A 17272-nucleotide genomic window follows, 5' to 3' on the forward strand; every position below is an offset into this window, starting at 1 on the left:
ATCGGCGTACCCGCGTGTGCGGGAGTCGCTAGCCGGCGTACTCGTGGATGTCCTTGACCACCGAGAAGCCGAGGCCGTACGCGCTCATGCCGCGTCCGTAGGCGCCCAGGTGCACGCCCTCCTCGGTGGAACCGGCAAGCACCCAGCCGAACTCGGACTCGCGGTAGTGGAACGAGGTCGGCACCCCGTCCACCGGGAGCGAGAGCGTCGACCAGTCCTCGCCCTGGAGGTCGTCCGCGAGGACCCAGGCCGTCTCGGTCTGCTGGTCCAGCCAGTCGTCGCGCAGGGTGTGGTCCATCTGGCTGGGCCAGGTGAAGGTCAGCAGCCCCACTCCGGCGAGCCAGGCCGCGGACGACACCGACGTCGCCTCCAGGAGGCCCGTGCCGTCCGGGCTGCGCCGCACCGGGTTGGCCGCGACGGTCACCACGGCCGCGAAGCGCTCCTTGTCGCTGTTCCCGAAGGGCCCGTCACTCCGTACCGACGGCTCATCGCCGTGCCCGATGGAGCCGTGCTCCACCGTGCCGTCCGCGGCGGTTCCGACCTGCATCAGCCAGCGCTCGCCCGTGAAGGCCTCGTCGAGGCCGTACCAGGGGAAGGGCGCCAGCAGATAGCTGTCGACCGTGCGCCGGGCGGAGGGCATCGCTTCTGCGGTGCCGCCCGCGGCCGGCGCCTGTGCGCCTACGCGACTTGTCGTCTCCATGTACCCGGCCGCCTCCTCGTTCTCATCGGTCCGCAGGGCCCGCCCCCCTCGGGCGTCCTCAGCCGGACAACAAGGCAGGATAGCCACACCCGTTCCGGAACCCGGGACACCGGTAGGCGTACGAGTGTCTCGAATCACGTGCATGGGGGCGCGTTCAGGGGCGGGCCGGGCGTGCCGCGGAGGAGGTCAGGTGGCGTCCGCGTCGTACGGCGGGTGGTCGGCCGGGGCGGCGCTTCCCGGCTTCTTGTCCATGTCGATACGGTCCCCGCGGCCGTCCTTCTTGGCCATGTCGACACGGCTTCCGGAGGCGCCGGACGCGCTGTCCGTGCCGGTCGCGCCGTCGGAGGATTCACTCTCACGCCCGTGGACGGCGTCCGTGACCTCGGCCATCTCCTTCTTGAGATCGAAGCCGTTCCGGATTTCCTTCAGACCGAGCTCGTCGTTGTCGAGCTGCTTGCGGATGAAGGTCTTCGGATTCAGGTCCTCGAACTCGAAGTCCTTGAATTCCGGGCCGAGTTCGCTGCGTATATCGGCCTTGGCGCTGTCCGAGAATTCGCGGATCTTACGGATGGTGCGGGAGGCGTCCTGAATCAGCTTGGGCAGCTTGTCCGGGCCGAAAACGAGCACAGCGAGGATGACCAGCGCCACTACCTCGAGCGGGCCAATGTCTGAGAACACCTTGAGCTCCTTGCCATCCGGACCGGGTCCACGGTACCCGGCGTTCCTGTCCGTCCGGTAGCCGCTGGGCGACAGACGTGGATCAGTTCCCGCCCGAAGCGCCGAGCACGAGCGTCACTTTCCGGTCCTTTCCCGCGCGCTGGACCGTCAATTCGAGGCTGTCCTTCGGCCGATGGGCCCGGATCTTGACGATGAGCTCGTCGCCGGAGTGGATTCGCCGGCCGTCCACCTCGGTGATGACGTCGCCCGGCTTGATTCCGGCGCGGTCGCCGGGGCCGCCCTTGTTCACGGCGGGGCCGCCGTCCTGGCCCTTGTCGCCGACGCGGGCGCCGTCGCCCGTGTACTCCATGTCGAGCGTGACACCGATCACAGGGTGCGTGGCCTTGCCGGTGTTGATCAGCTCTTCGGCGACGCGTTTGCCCTGGTTGATGGGGATGGCGAAGCCGAGCCCTATCGAACCGGACTGTCCGCCGCCGGGCTCCGAGCTGTCGTCGGCGGAGCGGATGGCGCTGTTGATGCCGATGACGTGGGCCTCGGAGTCGACGAGGGGGCCGCCGGAGTTGCCGGGGTTGATGGGAGCGTCGGTCTGCAGCGCGTCGACATAGCTGATGTCGCTGCCGTCGCCCTTCTCCCCGCCCGCGGTGATGGGGCGCTCCTTGGCGCTGATGATGCCGGAGGTGACGGTGTTCTCCAGGTCGAAGGGGGCGCCGATGGCGACGACGGGGTCGCCCACCTGGACGTTCTCGGAGTTGCCGAGGGGCAGCGGGTTGAGTCCGCGCACCCCGGAGACCTTGACCACGGCGAGGTCGTACCCGGAGTCGCGTCCGATGACCTCCGCCTTGGCGGTCTCGCCGCCGCTGAAGGTCACCGATATCTCGCCGCCGGTGCCCGCGGGCTCGACGACGTGGTTGTTGGTGAGGATGTGGCCCTTGCCGTCGAGCACGAAGCCGGTGCCGGTGCCTTGCGCGTCGTCGCCGCTGACGTGCAGGGTCACGACGCCGGGCAGGGAGCTCGCCGCGATCCCGGCGACGCTGTCCTTGGCCCTGGCCTTGTCCTCCGTCTTGGCCTGCGGCAGCTCGATGTCCGTACCGCCGCCGTTCCGCTCCAGATAAGCGCCGAGCGCTCCGCCGATCCCGCCGGCCACAAGCGCGATCACGGCAATCCCGACCAGAATCCCCCGCCGGGCCCGCTTCTTCTGCTTCACCTCATCAACAGGAACGGCCCCGCTCTGCTGGAGGGGCGCGTTCCAGGGGTCGTAGGGCTGACGGGGCGGGGCGGGGGGCGCGGGTGCGGGTGCGGGTGGTGCGGGCTGGGGCTGGGGCTGTTGCTGCGGTACGGGCTGGGGGTGGGGGTGGGTCTGCGGCTGCGGGGTGCCGTGGGGCGGGGTGCCGCTGTGGGCCGCTGGCGGGAGCTGGGTGCCGTGGGCAGGGGTCGCCGCCGGGTGCTGTACGGGCGGGGCGGGGGCCCAGGGTCCGGGCTCGCCGTAGGGAGGGGTGCTGTACGGATCGGGGTCGTGCAGCGGGCGGGGCCGGTCGGCGGAGGCGTCGGCCGGGGTTGTCGCGGGGGCGGCCGGGATGACGTCGGCGTGCGCCGCGATGCCCGAAGTCGCCGCGGTGGCTCCTGCACCGCCCGGCACAGGCCCGGCATCCGGCGCGGATGCGGAGCCGACTCCGGGACCAGTCCCCTGCGCGGAAGCGGCCGCAGGACCAGCACCGGCCGCAGACGCAAGCCCATCTCCGCGCTCGGAGTCGCCGTCCGGCAGAGGCTGGGCACCCGGCACGGACACATGCCCCGCCGCAGGCTCGGCACCCGCCACAGAGGCCGCCCCCGGCATAGACGCAGCCGCAGGCTCGGTCCCTGGCGCAGACGCACCCGCAGGCCCGGCACCCGGCACAGACGCACCCGCAGGCTCGGCACCCTGCGCAGACGCGGCCACAGGCCCAGCCCCCGGCGCAAGCGTGGAACCAGACTCGGCGCCCGGCGCAGGCGCGGACGCAGGCCCAGCCCCCGGCACAGACGCAGACCCCGCTACAGGCCCCGCCCCCGGCACAGACACACCCGCAAGTCCAGCCCCCGGCGCAGACGCACCCGCAGGCCCAGCCCCCGGCGCAAGCGCGGAGCCAGACTCGGGGCCCGGCGCAGGCGCGGACGCAGGCCCCGCGTCAGGCGAAGGGGCCGTGCCCGGTGGCTGTGCCGGGGGGTTTGCCGCGGCCAGGGTGAAGTCGCCGGACGTGTCTTCCGCTCGCCCGGCGGCGTCTGCCGACCTGGGGCGGCTCCACCACTTCGCCTTCGTGGGCTTGCCCTCGTCCATGCTCTCCCCACACCTGGCCTACGGCGGACGCCGTTCACGTGCTCAACTCCGCGCCCGCCACAAGCCTCGGGCAGGCACGGCCCACCCAGGATTCAACCAGGTTCCCGCGCCGAAGCGCAGAGCACGTCAGCGGATCTGCGAAGTGCCCTGCAGCGTGCCCTCGATGGGCGAGGCCGCCGCGGTGCGCGCGGGGTCCGCCCCGGCGTCCGAAGTCACCCCGCCCGTGGTCGACGCGGAGCCGTCGGGCGAGACCGGCCGTATGAAAGGGGACATGATCGCCGCCCCCGTCAGCATCGGCGCGCTGACCTCGTGCCGCTCGGACCAGGCCTCGGGCTCGTTCACGCGAGGCCCCCGCGCGGTCACTCCGGGCAGCAGAGGTCCGGCCGCCTGCGTCGGTGCGACCGGCGCCGCCAGGACACCGGGACGCGGACCCTGCGCGGTGAGCGGGCCGCTGCCCCGGCGGCGGACGGAGTCGGGCGCTGTGGTGACACCCGAGCCCTGCGAACGCAGCGGGGACGCGCTGCTGTTGCCGCCCGAGCCATTGCTCCCCGAGCTGTTGCTGCTGCCCGAGCCCGCCCGCGGGTCACCGGGGTCGGAGGGGATGCCCGTCGTGACGCCGCCCAGCGCGATCGCGGCCAGCGACACCGCGCCCGCGGCGGCGAAGGCGAACCGCCGCCCGCGCCACAGCGACCGCTCGACCGACTCGTGCCGACCGGCGTCGTGCCGGTCGACGTCATGCCGGTCGACGTCATGGATGCGGAAACCGCTCCCCGTGCCGGGAAGCACCGCGGCATGGGCGCCCGACGGCGCATAACCGAAGGTCTCGGGTCTCACGCCGAAGACTCCGGTCGGGGGCAGCCCTGACTCGGTGTCGGACGTGGCGAAGCCACCGCTCCCGGGGGGCTTGGGACCGGAGGGCGGCTCGCTGCCGCCGCCGGGAAGGCCCTGGAGGCGGGCGAGGAAACTCTCGGAGGGAGGCGGCGGCGCCGCCTCGGCGAAGACGCTCTTGAGCCGCCGCTGCGCGTCGGCCTCGGTCTTGCACTTCGGACAGGTGGCGAGATGGGCGAGGACCCGCTCGCGCGCGTCATGACCCAACTCGCCGTCCACCAGGGCTGCGAGCCGGTCCCCCAGATGCTGCTCGGCCAGCCGCCGCTCAACAGGATTCGACCGTGATCCACTCACGCGGTCGCGCCCCCTCCTCCCAGCGCCACGGCTCCTGCGAGCGAGCGACGCTCGGCGCGGGCTTCGGGCGACCGGTGCTGAAGGGCCTTGCGCAGTTGCGAGCGGCCACGGTGGATACGGCTGCGGACCGTGCCCAGCTTGACGCCCAGGGTCGCGGCGATCTCCTCGTACGAGAGGCCTTCGATGTCGCACAGGACCACTGCCGCGCGGAACTCCGGGGCGAGGGTGTCGAGCGCCTGCTGCACGTCCGCGTCGAAGTGCGTGTCGTTGAAGACCTGCTGCGGCGAGGGCTCGCGGCTGGGAAGACGCTCCGCCGCGTCGTCCCCGAGAGCGTCGAAGCGGATGCGCTGCTTGCGGCGCACCATGTCCAGGAAGAGGTTCGTGGTGATGCGGTGCAGCCAGCCCTCGAACGTGCCGGGGGTGTAGGTCGACAGGGACCGGAAGACACGGACGAAGACCTCTTGTGTGAGGTCCTCGGCGTCGTGCTGATTGCCGGTCAGGCGATACGCGAGGCGATAGACGCGTCCGCTGTGCGTGCTGACGATCTCCTCCCAGGTGGGCGGAGTCCACGCCTGCGATTCCGCATCAGCGGCAAAGGTCGCGGTCTGAGCGGAGTTGGCAGCGTGGGAACGGTCAGCTGTGTCGGTCACGGATTTCGGCTCACCCGCCAACCCGAGAAAGCGCCTGAGCGCTCCTCCCCGATCCGCGGACGCAGCCGCACCTCCCCTGTCGGCTCTGGTGGTGTCCAGTGGAGCCCCTACCATAACCACCCCGCCCGTTAGCTCCGGATAAGCGTTTTTACTGGAATTTGGTACGGGCTTCCTGCGAGGTGTCCTGCCTGGTCGCAGGGCCCGCAGCGAGTCTTGATCCATTCGTTACCCCCGGCGTCCGCGTACTCCTACTAAACGCCCGGTCCCATCTGCGGGTTCCCGCCCCTTACGGATACAGTCACGGCCAGGCACCCGCGGGGACAGGAGAGGGCCATTACCGGCAACCGGCAGACGAGCTGGGCGTTCGCCGACGCCTTTGTCGCCGAGGACGAAGCAGCACGCTGGGCCCGTGACCGGGCCCGGGACGCAGGGCTGCCCTCGGTGTCTCCCGGTACCGGCGCCGCGCTGCGTCTGCTGGCCGCCACCGCGGACGCCAAGGCCGTCGCCGAGATCGGTACGGGCACGGGCGTGTCCGGGCTCCACCTGCTGCACGGTATGCGGCCCGACGGCGTCCTGACCACCGTCGACCCCGAGCCCGACCGCCAGCAGTTCGCGCGGGAGGCCTTCCGTGCCGCCGGGTTCGCCGGCAACCGCGCGCGATTCATCCCCGGCCGCGCACTCGACGTACTGCCGCGCCTCGCGGACGGCGGCTACGACCTCGTGTTCTGTGACGGCGACCGCACGGAGTACCTCGACTACCTCGCTGAATCGTTGCGCCTGCTTCGCCCCGGCGGGCTGGTCTGCTTCGAGGGCGCCTTCTCCGACGGCCGGACCGTGGACTCGGGCCCGCAGCCCACCGAGGTGCTGCACGTCCGTGAGCTGCTGCGCGCGGTGCGGGAGAGCCAGGATCTGATGCCGGCGCTGCTCCCGGTGGGCGACGGGCTGCTCTGCGCCGTCAAACGTTGACCCTCCGCCGGGGGGCCGTGGAGTTTCGTCTGCGGGTGCGCCGTGGCCGGGCGCGCCCACGCGGCGGAGCCGCACATGTCACAGCCCCGCGCCCCTGACCGGGCCCTTTCGGGACCTCCACCACCCGGACATAGCACTGCCCCGGCTCGTCTCGCGATGCCGGGGCAGTGAAAAAGTATGGGCGCTTCCGCGTCAGCCGACGACCTTCTTCAGGGCGTCGCCGAGTGCATCGGCCTCGTCCGGAGTCAGTTCGACGACAAGTCGTCCGCCGCCTTCGAGCGGAACGCGCATGATGATGCCCCGCCCCTCCTTGGTCACCTCGAGCGGGCCGTCGCCCGTCCGCGGCTTCATGGCCGCCATGCTCGTTCCCCTTCCTGAAACCAGCTCATCGCAGCCGACAACCCAGGTGTCACCGGCATCGAACACATTGCTTCCAGGTCATTATCCCGCATGGCAGGACCCGATGACCAACATCGGTCTGCATCGCTTGCGCAACGCGCGCCCGCAAAACCACTCAATTCGGCGATGTGGCTGCGATACTTCGCCGCCCCTCACGCCTCCCCGGCAAGAAATTCTTTGACGCAGGTCACATATCTCCCCTCATGCCGGAGTCCGATGATCTCCGTCATGCTGTGCTCGGACAAAGATGACCGCCGCAGGACCACTGGAGGGGATTCACCATGGCCGACACCGTGCTCTACGAGGTGAGCGACGGGCTCGCGACCATCACGCTGAACCGCCCCGAGGCGATGAACGCGATGAACACCGAGGCCAAGGTCGCCCTGCGGGAGGCGGTGCAGTCGGCCGGGTCGGACCCCGCGGTCCGTGCCGTACTGCTCACCGCGACCGGCCGCGCCTTCTGCGTGGGCCAGGACCTGAAGGAACACGTCGGCACCCTGATGGCGGACCGCGAGGCGGGCACCGGCCAGACGATGAGCACGGTGCGCGAGCACTACAACCCCGTGCTGCGCGCGCTCACCGGGATGGCCAAGCCGGTCGTCGCGGGCGTCAACGGCGTCGCCGCCGGTGCGGGTCTCGGCTTCGCGCTCGCCGCCGACTACCGCATCGTCGCGGACACCGCGCGTTTCAACACGTCCTTCGCCGGGGTCGCGCTGACCGCCGACTCGGGCGTCTCCTGGACCCTGCCGCGCCTGATCGGGCCCGGCCGCGCCGCCGATCTCCTGCTCTTCCCGCGCAACATCGGCGCGCAAGAGGCGTACGACCTGGGCATCGCCAACAGGGTCGTCCCCGAGGCCGACTTGGCCGCCGAGGCACAGCAGCTGGCCCGCACCCTGGCCGAGGGCCCCACCCTCGCGTACGGCGCCCTCAAGGAGTCGCTCGCGTACGCGGCGGGCCACACCCTGGAGGAGACCCTGGAGAAGGAGGACGAGCTCCAGACGAAGGCGGGCGCCTCCGAGGACCACGCGATCGCCGTCCAGGCCTTCCTGGACAAGGCGAAGCCGAAGTACCTGGGCCGCTGAGCCGCTAGGCGCGGCCCCCTGCGACGCGGATCACGCAGTCCTCCAGGTGGTCGTTGACCAGGCCGCAGGCCTGCATCAGGGCGTACGCCGTGGTGGGTCCGACGAACCGGATGCCGCGCTTCTTCAGCGCCTTGGACAGGGCCGTGGACTCGGGCGTGATCGCCGGTACGTCGGCCAGGGCGGCCGGAGCCTTGCGGGAAGCCGGGTCCGGGGCGTGCGACCAGATCAGCTCGTCCAGTTCACCCTCCGCCCAGCCGGCGAGCACGCGCGCGTTGGCGAGGGTGGCGTCGACCTTGGCGCGGTTGCGGATGATGCCGGGGTCGGCGAGGAGCCGCTCCCGGTCGGCGTCCGTGAACCGGGCGACCTCGTCGATCCTGAACCCGGCGAACGCGGCGCGGAAGCCCTCGCGGCGGCGCAGGATCGTGATCCAGGAGAGGCCCGACTGGAAGGCCTCCAGGCAGAGCCGTTCGTACAGCGCGTCGTCCCCGTGGACCGGGCGGCCCCACTCCTCGTCGTGGTACGTCACGTAGTCCTCGGTCGAGAGGCCCCAGGGGCAGCGCAGTCTGCCGTCCGGGCCCGCGAGCGCGTCGCCGCTCATCGGTCGTTCTCCTCTTCGGCCGCGTCCTTCGGGGTGTCCTTCTCGCCGGGCGGTGTCGTCGGGGGCGCCGGGGACGGCGGGTTCACTGGAGTCACCGCAGTCGCCGGCGCGTGCGTCTTGAGGAGGCCGGGGCCGCCGACCGCGGTGGCCTGGGCCCCGGCGAGGGCCGCCTCCAGCTCCGCGATATGGGCGTCGCGCTCGGCGAGTTCGGCGCCGAGGCGGCCGAGCGCGTCGTCCACGTCCGCCATGCGATAGCCCCGCACGGTCAGCGGGAAGCGCAGGGCATCCACGTCCGCGCGGCGCAGGGCGCGGTCGGGGGGCAGCGGGTCGGTGAACCGCTCGGGCTCCACGTCGGGCAGCGCGGCGCGTTCACCGCCGCCGATCACGGCAAGCGTCACCGCGCCGACCACCACGACGAGGGCGATGACCAGGAACAAGAACAAGACCATCTCTTCAGGCCCCCACGCTCGTACTGCCGTGTTCAAACTGTCAGGGTCCGATCGTGCCATGTGCCTGTGACAGTTAAGGTCGCAGGCGGCCGGGAGACGGCACCGACAGAGGAGGCGCACAGGGGATGCTCAGGCTTGGCAGGCGTGAATTCGACGCGCACGAGCCGGTGATCATGGCGATCGTGAACCGGACCCCTGACTCCTTCTACGACCAGGGCGCCACGTTCCGCGACGAGCCCGCGCTCGCCCGCGTGGAGCAGGCGGTGTCGGAGGGCGCCGCCATCATCGACATCGGCGGTGTCAAGGCGGGCCCCGGTGAGGAAGTCACGGCCGAGGAGGAGGCGCGGCGGACGGTCGGCTTCGTCGCCGACGTGCGCAAGCGGTTCCCGGACGTGGTGATCAGCGTCGACACCTGGCGGCACGAGGTCGGCGAGGCGGTCTGCGAGGCGGGCGCGGACCTCCTCAACGACGCGTGGGGCGGCGTCGACCCCCGGCTCGCCGAGGTCGCCGCGCGGTACGGCGTGGGTCTGGTGTGCACGCACGCCGGCGGCGCCGAACCGCGGACCCGTCCGCACCGGGTGACGTACGACGACGTCATGGACGACATCCTCTCGGTCACCCTCGGCCTGGCCGAGCGCGCGGTCGCGCTCGGGGTGCCGCGCGAGTCCGTGATGATCGACCCGGGGCACGACTTCGGCAAGAACACGCGGCACTCGCTCGAGGCGACGCGGCGGCTCGGGGAGATGGTCGGGACCGGGTGGCCGGTCCTGGTCTCCCTTTCGAACAAGGACTTCGTCGGGGAGACGCTCGACAAGCCCGTCAAGGAACGCGTCGTGGGCACGCTGGCCACGACCGCGGTGTCGGCCTGGCTGGGGGCGCAGGTGTACCGCGTGCACGAGGTCGCGGAGACGCGGCAGGTGGTCGACATGGTCGCGACCATCGCCGGTCACCGGGACCCGGCCGTGGCGCGGCGGGGTCTGGCGTAGCGACGGGAACGTCCGCCGGGCGAGCGGTCGAAGTGGCCCGCCCGGCGGGACGCCGGACCGGCTAGCGGCCGACTTCCTTGGTGACCAGGGCGACCGCCTCGTCCACGTCGTCCGTGACGTGGAAGAGGTGCAGGTCGTGCTCCGATGCCTTGCCGCCCGCGACCACCGTGTCGCGCAGCCAGTCGACGAGACCGCCCCAGTACTGCGACCCGAAGAGGACGATCGGGAAGCGCGTCACCTTGCGGGTCTGGACGAGGGTGAGGGCCTCGAAGAGCTCGTCCAGGGTGCCGAGGCCGCCGGGAAGCACCACGAAGCCCTGGGCGTACTTCACGAACATCGTCTTCCGTACGAAGAAGTAGCGGAAGTTCACCCCGATGTCGACGTGTTCGTTGAGTCCCTGCTCGAAGGGCAGCTCGATGCCGAGGCCGACGGAGACGCCCTTGGCCTCCCGCGCGCCCTTGTTGGCCGCCTCCATGGCGCCGGGCCCGCCCCCGGTGATCACGGCGAAGCCCGCGTCGACCAGCGCCCTGCCGATACGAACGCCCGCCTCGTACTCCAGCGAGTCGACCGGCGTACGCGCCGAGCCGAAGACGCTGATGGCGCTGGGCAGCTCGGCGAGCGCCCCGAAGCCCTCCACGAACTCGCCCTGGATGCGCATGACCCGCCACGGGTCTGTGTGCACCCACTCCGCCTCGCCCTCGGCGTCGGTGTCGAGGAGCCGCTGGTCGGTGGTGCCGGGGGTGATCTGCTCACGCCGTCGCACCACGGGCCCCAAGTGCTGCTCGTCCCGCGGGCCCTGCCCTTCTGGACTTCCCATGAACATCCCCTTCCGCTGAGGTCCTGCTCGACGTGCGACTTCAGCGTAGGTCTACGGGCGTTACAGGCGTCGCATCCTCAACAGAACTCAGGATGTCAGCCAGGCGCTGAGCCGCTTCTCGGCCTCCGGGATCAGCGACGCCTTCACGCGCTCGTCCACCTTGTGGGCGAGCAGCGGGTTGCCCGGGCTGTAGTTCACGGCGGGCACACCGAGCGCGCTGAAGCGGGAGACGTCGGTCCAGCCGAACTTGGGCTTCGCCTCGCCGCCGACGGCCGCCATGAAGGCCGCGGCGGCCGGGTGGTCCAGGCCGGGGCGCGCGGCGCCCGTGTGGTCGTCGATGACGAACTCGTCGATCTCGCAGTCGGCGAAGTAGTCGCGTACGAAGGCGACCGCCTCGTCCTCGGTGCGGTCCGGCGCGTAGCGGAAGTTGACGACGACGGTGCACTCGTCGGGGATGACGTTGGTGGCGACGCCGCCCTCGACGCGTACGGCGTTGAGGCCCTCGTGGAAGCGCAGGCCGTCGACCACCGGCGTGCGCGGCTCGTAGGCGGCGAGCTTGGCCAGGATCGGCGCGGCCTTGTGGACGGCGTTCGAGCCCATCCACGCGCGCGCGGAGTGCGCGCGCGTGCCCTTCGTCTTCAGGAGGACCCGCAGGGTGCCCTGGCAGCCGCCTTCGACCTGGTTGTCCGTCGGCTCCAGGAGGATCGCGAAGTCGCCCGCGAGCCAGTCGGGGTGGGCCTCTGCGACATGGCCGAGGCCGTTCAGGTGGGCGGCGACCTCTTCGTTGTCGTAGAAGACGAAGGTGAGGTCGCGGTTCGGCTCGGTCACGGTCTGCGCGATGCGCAGTTGGACGGCGACGCCCGACTTCATGTCGCAGGTCCCGCAGCCCCACAGGACGCCGTCCTCGTCCAGGCGGGAGGGCACGTTGTCCGCGATCGGGACCGTGTCGATGTGCCCGGCGAGGATCACGCGCTCGGCCCGGCCCAGGTTCGTGCGCGCCACCACGTTGTTGCCGTACCGGTCGACCGTGAGGTGCGGCAGGCGGCGCAGGGCCGTCTCGATGGCGTCCGCGAGGGCTTTCTCGTCGCCGCTCGGCGAGGGGAAATCGACCAGCTGGGCGGTGAGCGCGGCGGCGTCGAGCGTGAGGTCGAGCGACGCGTCGTGTGAGGTCTGAGCCATGGCTGCGACCCTAACGCCCCTCGGCGCGCCGCCCTGTCGGTGGCCTCCAGTACCTTGGTCGCGTGCCTGAGCCCCCCACCCTCGTCCGGCGCGGCCGCCTCCTTCGCATCGGGGCCGCCGTCGCGGTCCTGCTCGCGCTCGTGGGCTATGTGGTCGTGCAGTACGTCTTCGGGGGCAAGGCCGATCCGCGCTGCGAGGTCGTCTCGGGCAACGGCGACGGGGCGTCGTACGACCTGGGCGCCGACCAGGCGGAGAACGCGGCGACGGTCGCCGCCGTCGGCACGTCCCGCGGCATGCCGGAGCGGGCCATCACGATCGCCCTGGCGACGGCCCTCCAGGAGTCGGGCCTGCGCAACATCAGCCACGGCGACCGGGACTCGCTCGGCCTCTTCCAGCAGCGCCCCTCGCAGGGCTGGGGGAACGCGCGCCAGATCATGGACCCCGCGTACTCGGCGGCGCGTTTCTACGCCCATCTCGACGAGATCCCCGGCTATTCACGGCTCCCCCTGACCGTCGCCGCCCAGCGCGTGCAGCGCAGCGGCTTCCCCCAGGCGTACGCGAAGCACGAGCCGGACGCCGCGCTGCTCGCCGCCGCGCTGACCGGCCGCGCCGCCGCCACCCTCACCTGCGAGGGCCGCACGGACGACGAGCCCGGCGACCCGGCGAAGGTGCGGGCCGCCCTGGTCCGCGACTTCGGCCGCGACGTGGCTCCGCGGAGCGGCCCCGACGGCCCCGACGGCACGGTCACCGTGCCGGTGGACGCCGCGTCCGGAGGCGGCGAGGGCGGGGGCGGTCAGCGGGGTTGGGAGCTCGCGCACTGGGCGGTGGCCCGGGCGGCCTCGCTCGGCGTCGAGCGTGTCTCGTACGACGGCCGGGAGTGGAGCGCCGCGGACTCCGGCAAGGGGTGGCACAAGCCCGGTAAGCCGGACAAGACAGACGGAACGCGCGCCGAGGGGCGGCGCGAGGACGCCACGACCGGCGCCGACCAGGTCCGAATTGTCGTTGGGCATTAGTACGGAGCGTCACCCGATCGGGCAACGACGATCACTCAGGGGCGGCCTGCTGCCCGGGCTTTCGCGCACTCCACCCCGTACATGCCAAACCCCTTGCGAACACTGGGCATTGACGATTCAGCAAGGTCACCAAAGTCAAGCCTTTTGCCCGTTTTTATCCACAGCAGATTATGCGATGCATTGCCAATTCTTTACGTTCGCCCACCGCAACCTTCGAGGGCTTCGAGCGGTAGTCACTGCGTCCGAGCGCCGGACCCCATCCGGCCCGGAACACCCCAACTTCCTCTCCCGTCTGAAGGAGCATCATGTCCCTCCCCCTGACCCGCCGGATCGCTCGCGCCGCGCTGCTCATCGCAGCGGGGGCGGCTCCCGCGGTCGGTGCGGCCGGCTCCGCAAACGCCGCCGAGCTTCCGGCCACCCCCGACCTGGGCGGCGTGAGCGCCCTGGACACCGCCGGTCTGGGCAACACCGTCGACGGCGCCTCCCGGAACGCCACCGGTCTCGCGGGTGAGACCGGCAGCAAGGCCGTGAAGAAGGGCGTTCCGACCGCGGGCAAGGTCGTCGGCACGAGCGCCAAGACCACCACACCCGTGGCGCAGAAGGCCGCGGGTGACCTCGCGGGCAACGCCGGTGACGTGGTCGGCGACACCGCGGGCACGGCCACCGAGGGCGGCCTGCCCACCGACGCCGTCACCAAGGGCGGTCTGCCGACCGACCAGCTGCCGGTCAAGAGCCTGCCGCTCGGCTGATCGACGCACCCCCGTGGGGAGGGCCCGGAGCCACTGGCTCCGGGCCCTCCCCACGTGTCGGCCCCCTCGCCGCCTCACCCCTCCCCCTGCGCCTCGACGAGCACTTCCCCCGCCGCCGTACGGAAGTACAGCACCGCCCGCCCCGTACGCCGCCGGCGCACGAGTCCCGCGTCGAGCAGCACCCGCAGATGGCGGCCCACCGAGCCGAGTCCCTGCCCCGTCAGTGTCACCAGCTGCGAGGTGCTCTTCGGCGCCGCGAGCAGCATGAGGACGCCCGCCCGCGCCGGGCCGAGGAGCCTGCCGAGCGGCTCCGGCACGGCCGCCGCCCGGCCCGCGTCCGCGAGCACCCCCGAGCACGGGTACACCACCGCGTACCGGTCCGCCGTGTTCCACGACACCCAGCCCTGCCGGGGCGTCACCGGCACGAACAGCAGGCGGGCCCCGGAGATCTCGCGCGGCGGGTACTCATGGGTGTTGATCTGGAGCCTGCTCTCCCCCAGCCAGCGCATCCCCGGCCGCATGCCGTTCAGCGCCTCGGCCCAGCCGCCCTGGCTCAACTGGGCGGTCCGCGCGACGACATCGGCCTCGATGACCGTACGGACGCGGGGCCAGCGCGGCAGCACCGTATGCGTCCACACCCACTCCAGGAGGTCGGCCATGCGGCCGGGGCCGCCGGGACGCAGCAGCCCGGCCGGGAGCGGGCCGCCGCAGGACACCCGCAGATGCGCGCGGGCGACGGCGTCGGGGGTCTCGCGGATCCGCGCCAGTTCCCCGGCGAAGGGGGCGTCGTCCTCACCCGTGGGCGTCGGCGTGAGGAAGTCGGCGATCCAGCGGGTGCGGTCGCCCATCGCGGCCCGCACCAGTTCCGCGAGTCCTGGGTCGGCGGCCAGCCGCTCGCGGTAGGCGGGCAGATGGGCGTCGAGCCAGGCCCGCTCCCCCGGGTGCCCGGCGGTCCGCCGCTCCAGGGAGAAGAGACTCGCGGTCGCCTCGGCCAGCGGCGAGACGACGAAGCGGCTGCCCGCGAGGGTGTCCGCGTTGACCTGCCACCAGCCCATGCCCCGCCCCGTTCCGCGGCCGGACTTTCGCCGCTGTGCGAAACGTTAACGCCCGTGTCCGCGGCGCCCCGAGACTCCGGCCATGCGCACCTACCGCGAACTCTTCGGCACTCCCGAGTTCACGCCGTTCTTCCTGACCTCGTCCTTCCAGGTGGCGGGCCAGACGGTGAGCGGCCTGGCCCTCGGCACACTGATCTACGACAGGACCGGCTCGCCGCTGCTCTCCGCGCTCGGCATGTTCGGGCCTTCGCTGGCGCAGGTCGTGGGCGCGACGGCCCTGCTCTCGGCGGCGGACCGGCTGCCGCCGCGCGCCGCGACGGCCGGCCTCGCGCTGGTCTTCGGCGCCGCGACCGCCGTACAGGCCCTGCCCGGTCTCCCCCTGTGGGTCGCCTTCGCGCTGCTCTTCGGCCTCGGGACGCTGGCCGCGCTCGGCGGCGGTGTGCGCTACGGGCTGCTCAACGAGATTCTCTCCAGGGAGGGTTATCTGCTCGGCCGCTCCGTGCTCAACATGTCCGCGGGGACGATGCAGATCTGCGGCTTCGGGCTCGGCGGCGTCCTGGTCGCCACGCTCTCGCCGCGCGGCACGCTGCTCGCGGGCGCCGCGCTGTATCTCGCGGCGGCGGTCGTCGCGCGCCGCGGGCTCGTCCGCAGGGCGCCGCGCGCCACGGGCCGCCCCTCGGTCGCCGAGACGTGGCGCACGAACGGGCTCCTGTGGTCGTCGAAGCACCGCCGCACGGTGTTCGTCGCGCTCTGGGTGCCCAACGGCCTGATCGTGGGCTGCGAATCACTCTTCGTGCCCTACGACCCCGGGCACGCGGGGCCGCTCTTCGCCTTCGCCGCGTTCGGCATGCTCGTGGGGGACGTGCTGACCGGGCGGCTGCTGCCGCGCCGGTGGCGGGAGCGGCTCGCCGGGCCCCTGCGGCTGCTGCTCGCCGTCCCGTACCTGGTCTTCGTGCTGCGGCCGGGGCTGCCCCTGGCCCTCGTGGCGGTCGCGCTCGCGTCGGTCGGGTTCTCGGCGGGCCTGCTGCTCCAGGAGCAGCTGATGGCCCTGACGCCGGAGGAGCTGAGCGGGCACGCCCTCGGTCTGCACGCGTCCGGGATGCTGACGATGCAGGGCGTGGGCGCGGCGCTCGCGGGCGGCACGGCCCAGCTGACGTCGGCTCCGGTCGCCATGGCCGCGATGGCCACGGCGTCCGTCGCCGTCACGCTCGCCCTCGCGCCGGGGCTGCGGTCAGCGGCTCAGGCGAGCCGTTCGACCGCCGCGGCCACGCGCTCGTCGGTCGCGGTCAGCGCGACGCGGACGAAGCGGTCGCCCGCGGGGCCGTAGAAGTCGCCGGGGGCCACGAGGACGCCGAGGTCCGCGAGGTGCCCGACCGTGTCCCAGCAGGACTCGTCGCGGGTCGCCCAGAGGTAGAGACTCGCCTCGCTGTGCTCGATGCGGAAGCCATGACTCAGGAGGGCGTCGCGCAGGGCGGTGCGCCGGGCCAGGTACCGCTCGCGCTGCTCGCGCACGTGCGCGTCGTCGCCGAGCGCCGCGACGACCGCCGCCTGTGTCGGAGCGGACGTCATCATGCCGCCGTGCTTGCGGATCTGCAGGAGCTCGCCCAGGATGCCCGCGTCACCGGCGAGGAACGCGGCGCGGTAGCCCGCGAGGTTCGACCGCTTGGAGAGCGAGTGGACGGCGACGATGCCCTCGTACGAACCGCCGCACACGTCCGGGTGCAGGACCGAGACCGGCTCGGCCTCCCAGCCGAGTTCGAGGTAGCACTCGTCGCTCACGAGGAGCACGCCGTGCTCGCGCGCCCAGGCGACCACACGCGTGAGCTCGTCCTTGGCCAGGACCCGCCCCGTGGGGTTCGAGGGCGAGTTGAGCCAGAGGAGCTTGAGGCCGGCGGGGTCGAGCTCGGTCGGGTCGTCGTACGCGACGTACTCGGCGCGGGCAAGGCGCGCGCCCACCTCGTACGTCGGGTAGGCCAGGCGCGGGTAGGCGACGACGTCGCCCGGGCCCAGGCCCAGCTGGGTCGGGAGCCAGGCCACCAGTTCCTTGGAGCCCACGATCGGCAGGACGTTTTGGTGCGTGACGCCGCGTGCGCCGAGGCGCCGCTCGCACCAGCCGGTGATCGCGTCGCGCAGCTCGGGCGTGCCCCAGACCGTCGGATAGCCCGGCGAGTCCGCCGCCGCGACCAGCGCTTTCTGGATCAGCTCCGGCACCGGGTCGACCGGGGTGCCCACCGACAGGTCGACGATGCCGCCGGGGTGGGCGGCCGCCGTCGCCTTGAACGGCTCGAGCTTGTCCCAGGGGAAGGCGGGAAGGCGGCCGGAAAGACCGGAGACTACGGACACGTGCTGACTCCCGTACTGCGAGTACGTACTGCGTGTATGGACTGCGTGTATGGACTGCGTGGATGGCATGCGTGCGGACAAATGCCTCGGTCCCGTACGGCGACATGTGCCGTAC

At 72.1% G+C, this 17272-nt stretch carries 18 protein-coding genes; 6 read left to right on the plus strand and 12 right to left on the minus strand.

Annotated elements, in window-relative coordinates; genetic code table 11:
- Nucleotides 1–28: 28 nt before the first annotated feature.
- The 5 genes from IE226_RS17105 to sigE form a co-directional block, all read right to left on the minus strand.
- Nucleotides 29–700, minus strand: coding sequence for a hypothetical protein (locus IE226_RS17105; RefSeq protein WP_190082090.1), 672 nt, complete (start codon nt 698–700; stop codon nt 29–31).
- A 186-nt stretch (nt 701–886) separates the two neighbouring features.
- Entirely contained in the window at nt 887–1378 is a 492-nt protein-coding gene (locus tag IE226_RS17110) for a sec-independent translocase (protein WP_190082091.1), read from the minus strand.
- An 82-nt stretch (nt 1379–1460) separates the two neighbouring features.
- A complete protein-coding gene (locus tag IE226_RS17115) occupies nt 1461–3212 on the minus strand; it encodes a S1C family serine protease (protein WP_308429475.1) in 1752 nt (583 codons plus the stop codon).
- 603 nt (nt 3213–3815) lie between these two features.
- Nucleotides 3816–4871, minus strand: coding sequence for an anti-sigma factor family protein (locus tag IE226_RS17120; RefSeq protein WP_190082093.1), 1056 nt, complete (start codon nt 4869–4871; stop codon nt 3816–3818).
- On the minus strand, nt 4868–5635 hold the full coding sequence (gene sigE, locus IE226_RS17125) for an RNA polymerase sigma factor SigE (protein ID WP_190082094.1): 768 nt from the start codon (nt 5633–5635) through the stop codon (nt 4868–4870). The genes IE226_RS17120 and sigE overlap by 4 nt, the downstream gene beginning before the upstream one ends.
- Before the next feature lie 153 nt (nt 5636–5788).
- On the opposite strand from sigE, the gene IE226_RS17130 reads away from it, so the two are divergent.
- Complete coding sequence (locus IE226_RS17130) at nt 5789–6487, plus strand: O-methyltransferase (protein WP_190082196.1); 699 nt, start codon at nt 5789–5791, stop codon at nt 6485–6487.
- A 192-nt stretch (nt 6488–6679) separates the two neighbouring features.
- Here the strand turns inward: IE226_RS17130 and IE226_RS17135 are convergent, their stop codons facing one another.
- Nucleotides 6680–6847, minus strand: a complete 168-nt coding sequence (locus IE226_RS17135; protein WP_190082095.1) for a DUF3117 domain-containing protein — start codon at nt 6845–6847, stop codon at nt 6680–6682.
- A 320-nt stretch (nt 6848–7167) separates the two neighbouring features.
- On the opposite strand from IE226_RS17135, the gene chcB reads away from it, so the two are divergent.
- Entirely contained in the window at nt 7168–7968 is an 801-nt protein-coding gene (gene chcB / locus IE226_RS17140) for a 2-cyclohexenylcarbonyl CoA isomerase (RefSeq protein WP_190082096.1), read from the plus strand.
- A 4-nt stretch (nt 7969–7972) separates the two neighbouring features.
- Here chcB and IE226_RS17145 read toward each other — a convergent pair whose 3' ends face one another.
- Both IE226_RS17145 and IE226_RS17150 read right to left on the minus strand, forming a co-directional pair.
- A complete protein-coding gene (locus IE226_RS17145) occupies nt 7973–8566 on the minus strand; it encodes a DNA-3-methyladenine glycosylase I (RefSeq protein ID WP_190082097.1) in 594 nt (197 codons plus the stop codon).
- Entirely contained in the window at nt 8563–9015 is a 453-nt protein-coding gene (locus IE226_RS17150; protein WP_190082098.1) for a DivIVA domain-containing protein, read from the minus strand. Before IE226_RS17150 ends, IE226_RS17145 begins: the two co-directional genes overlap by 4 nt.
- Nucleotides 9016–9140: 125 nt before the next feature.
- Here IE226_RS17150 and folP point away from each other — a divergent pair, with 125 nt between their 5' ends.
- Nucleotides 9141–10001: a dihydropteroate synthase gene (folP, locus tag IE226_RS17155; RefSeq protein ID WP_190082099.1), complete on the plus strand. Its 861-nt coding sequence runs from the start codon at nt 9141–9143 to the stop codon at nt 9999–10001.
- A gap of 61 nt (nt 10002–10062) precedes the next feature.
- Here the strand turns inward: folP and IE226_RS17160 are convergent, their stop codons facing one another.
- Both IE226_RS17160 and dapE read right to left on the minus strand, forming a co-directional pair.
- On the minus strand, nt 10063–10818 hold the full coding sequence (locus IE226_RS17160) for an LOG family protein (RefSeq protein WP_190082100.1): 756 nt from the start codon (nt 10816–10818) through the stop codon (nt 10063–10065).
- 87 nt (nt 10819–10905) lie between these two features.
- Complete coding sequence (dapE, locus tag IE226_RS17165; RefSeq protein WP_190082101.1) at nt 10906–11997, minus strand: succinyl-diaminopimelate desuccinylase; 1092 nt, start codon at nt 11995–11997, stop codon at nt 10906–10908.
- A gap of 62 nt (nt 11998–12059) precedes the next feature.
- Between dapE and IE226_RS17170 the strand changes: the two genes are divergently transcribed.
- Both IE226_RS17170 and IE226_RS17175 read left to right on the plus strand, forming a co-directional pair.
- Complete coding sequence (locus tag IE226_RS17170; RefSeq protein ID WP_229871101.1) at nt 12060–13010, plus strand: VldE C-terminal domain-containing protein; 951 nt, start codon at nt 12060–12062, stop codon at nt 13008–13010.
- A gap of 305 nt (nt 13011–13315) precedes the next feature.
- The gene (locus IE226_RS17175) at nt 13316–13759 is read left to right on the plus strand and encodes an ATP-binding protein (protein WP_190082102.1); all 444 of its coding nucleotides are present in this window, start codon (nt 13316–13318) and stop codon (nt 13757–13759) included.
- Between the two features lie 74 nt (nt 13760–13833).
- Here IE226_RS17175 and IE226_RS17180 read toward each other — a convergent pair whose 3' ends face one another.
- Complete coding sequence (locus IE226_RS17180; RefSeq protein ID WP_190082103.1) at nt 13834–14814, minus strand: winged helix-turn-helix domain-containing protein; 981 nt, start codon at nt 14812–14814, stop codon at nt 13834–13836.
- 82 nt (nt 14815–14896) lie between these two features.
- Here IE226_RS17180 and IE226_RS17185 point away from each other — a divergent pair, with 82 nt between their 5' ends.
- On the plus strand, nt 14897–16141 hold the full coding sequence (locus IE226_RS17185; protein WP_190082104.1) for an MFS transporter: 1245 nt from the start codon (nt 14897–14899) through the stop codon (nt 16139–16141).
- Here IE226_RS17185 and IE226_RS17190 read toward each other — a convergent pair.
- A complete protein-coding gene (locus IE226_RS17190; RefSeq protein ID WP_190082105.1) occupies nt 16054–17157 on the minus strand; it encodes a bifunctional succinyldiaminopimelate transaminase/glutamate-prephenate aminotransferase in 1104 nt (367 codons plus the stop codon). The two genes, IE226_RS17185 and IE226_RS17190, sit on opposite strands and share 88 nt — an antisense overlap.
- Between the last annotated feature and the right edge of the window lie 115 nt (nt 17158–17272).

It is taken from the genome of Streptomyces longisporoflavus (genome assembly GCF_014649775.1).
Classification (GTDB): Bacteria; Actinomycetota; Actinomycetes; order Streptomycetales; family Streptomycetaceae; genus Streptomyces; species Streptomyces longisporoflavus.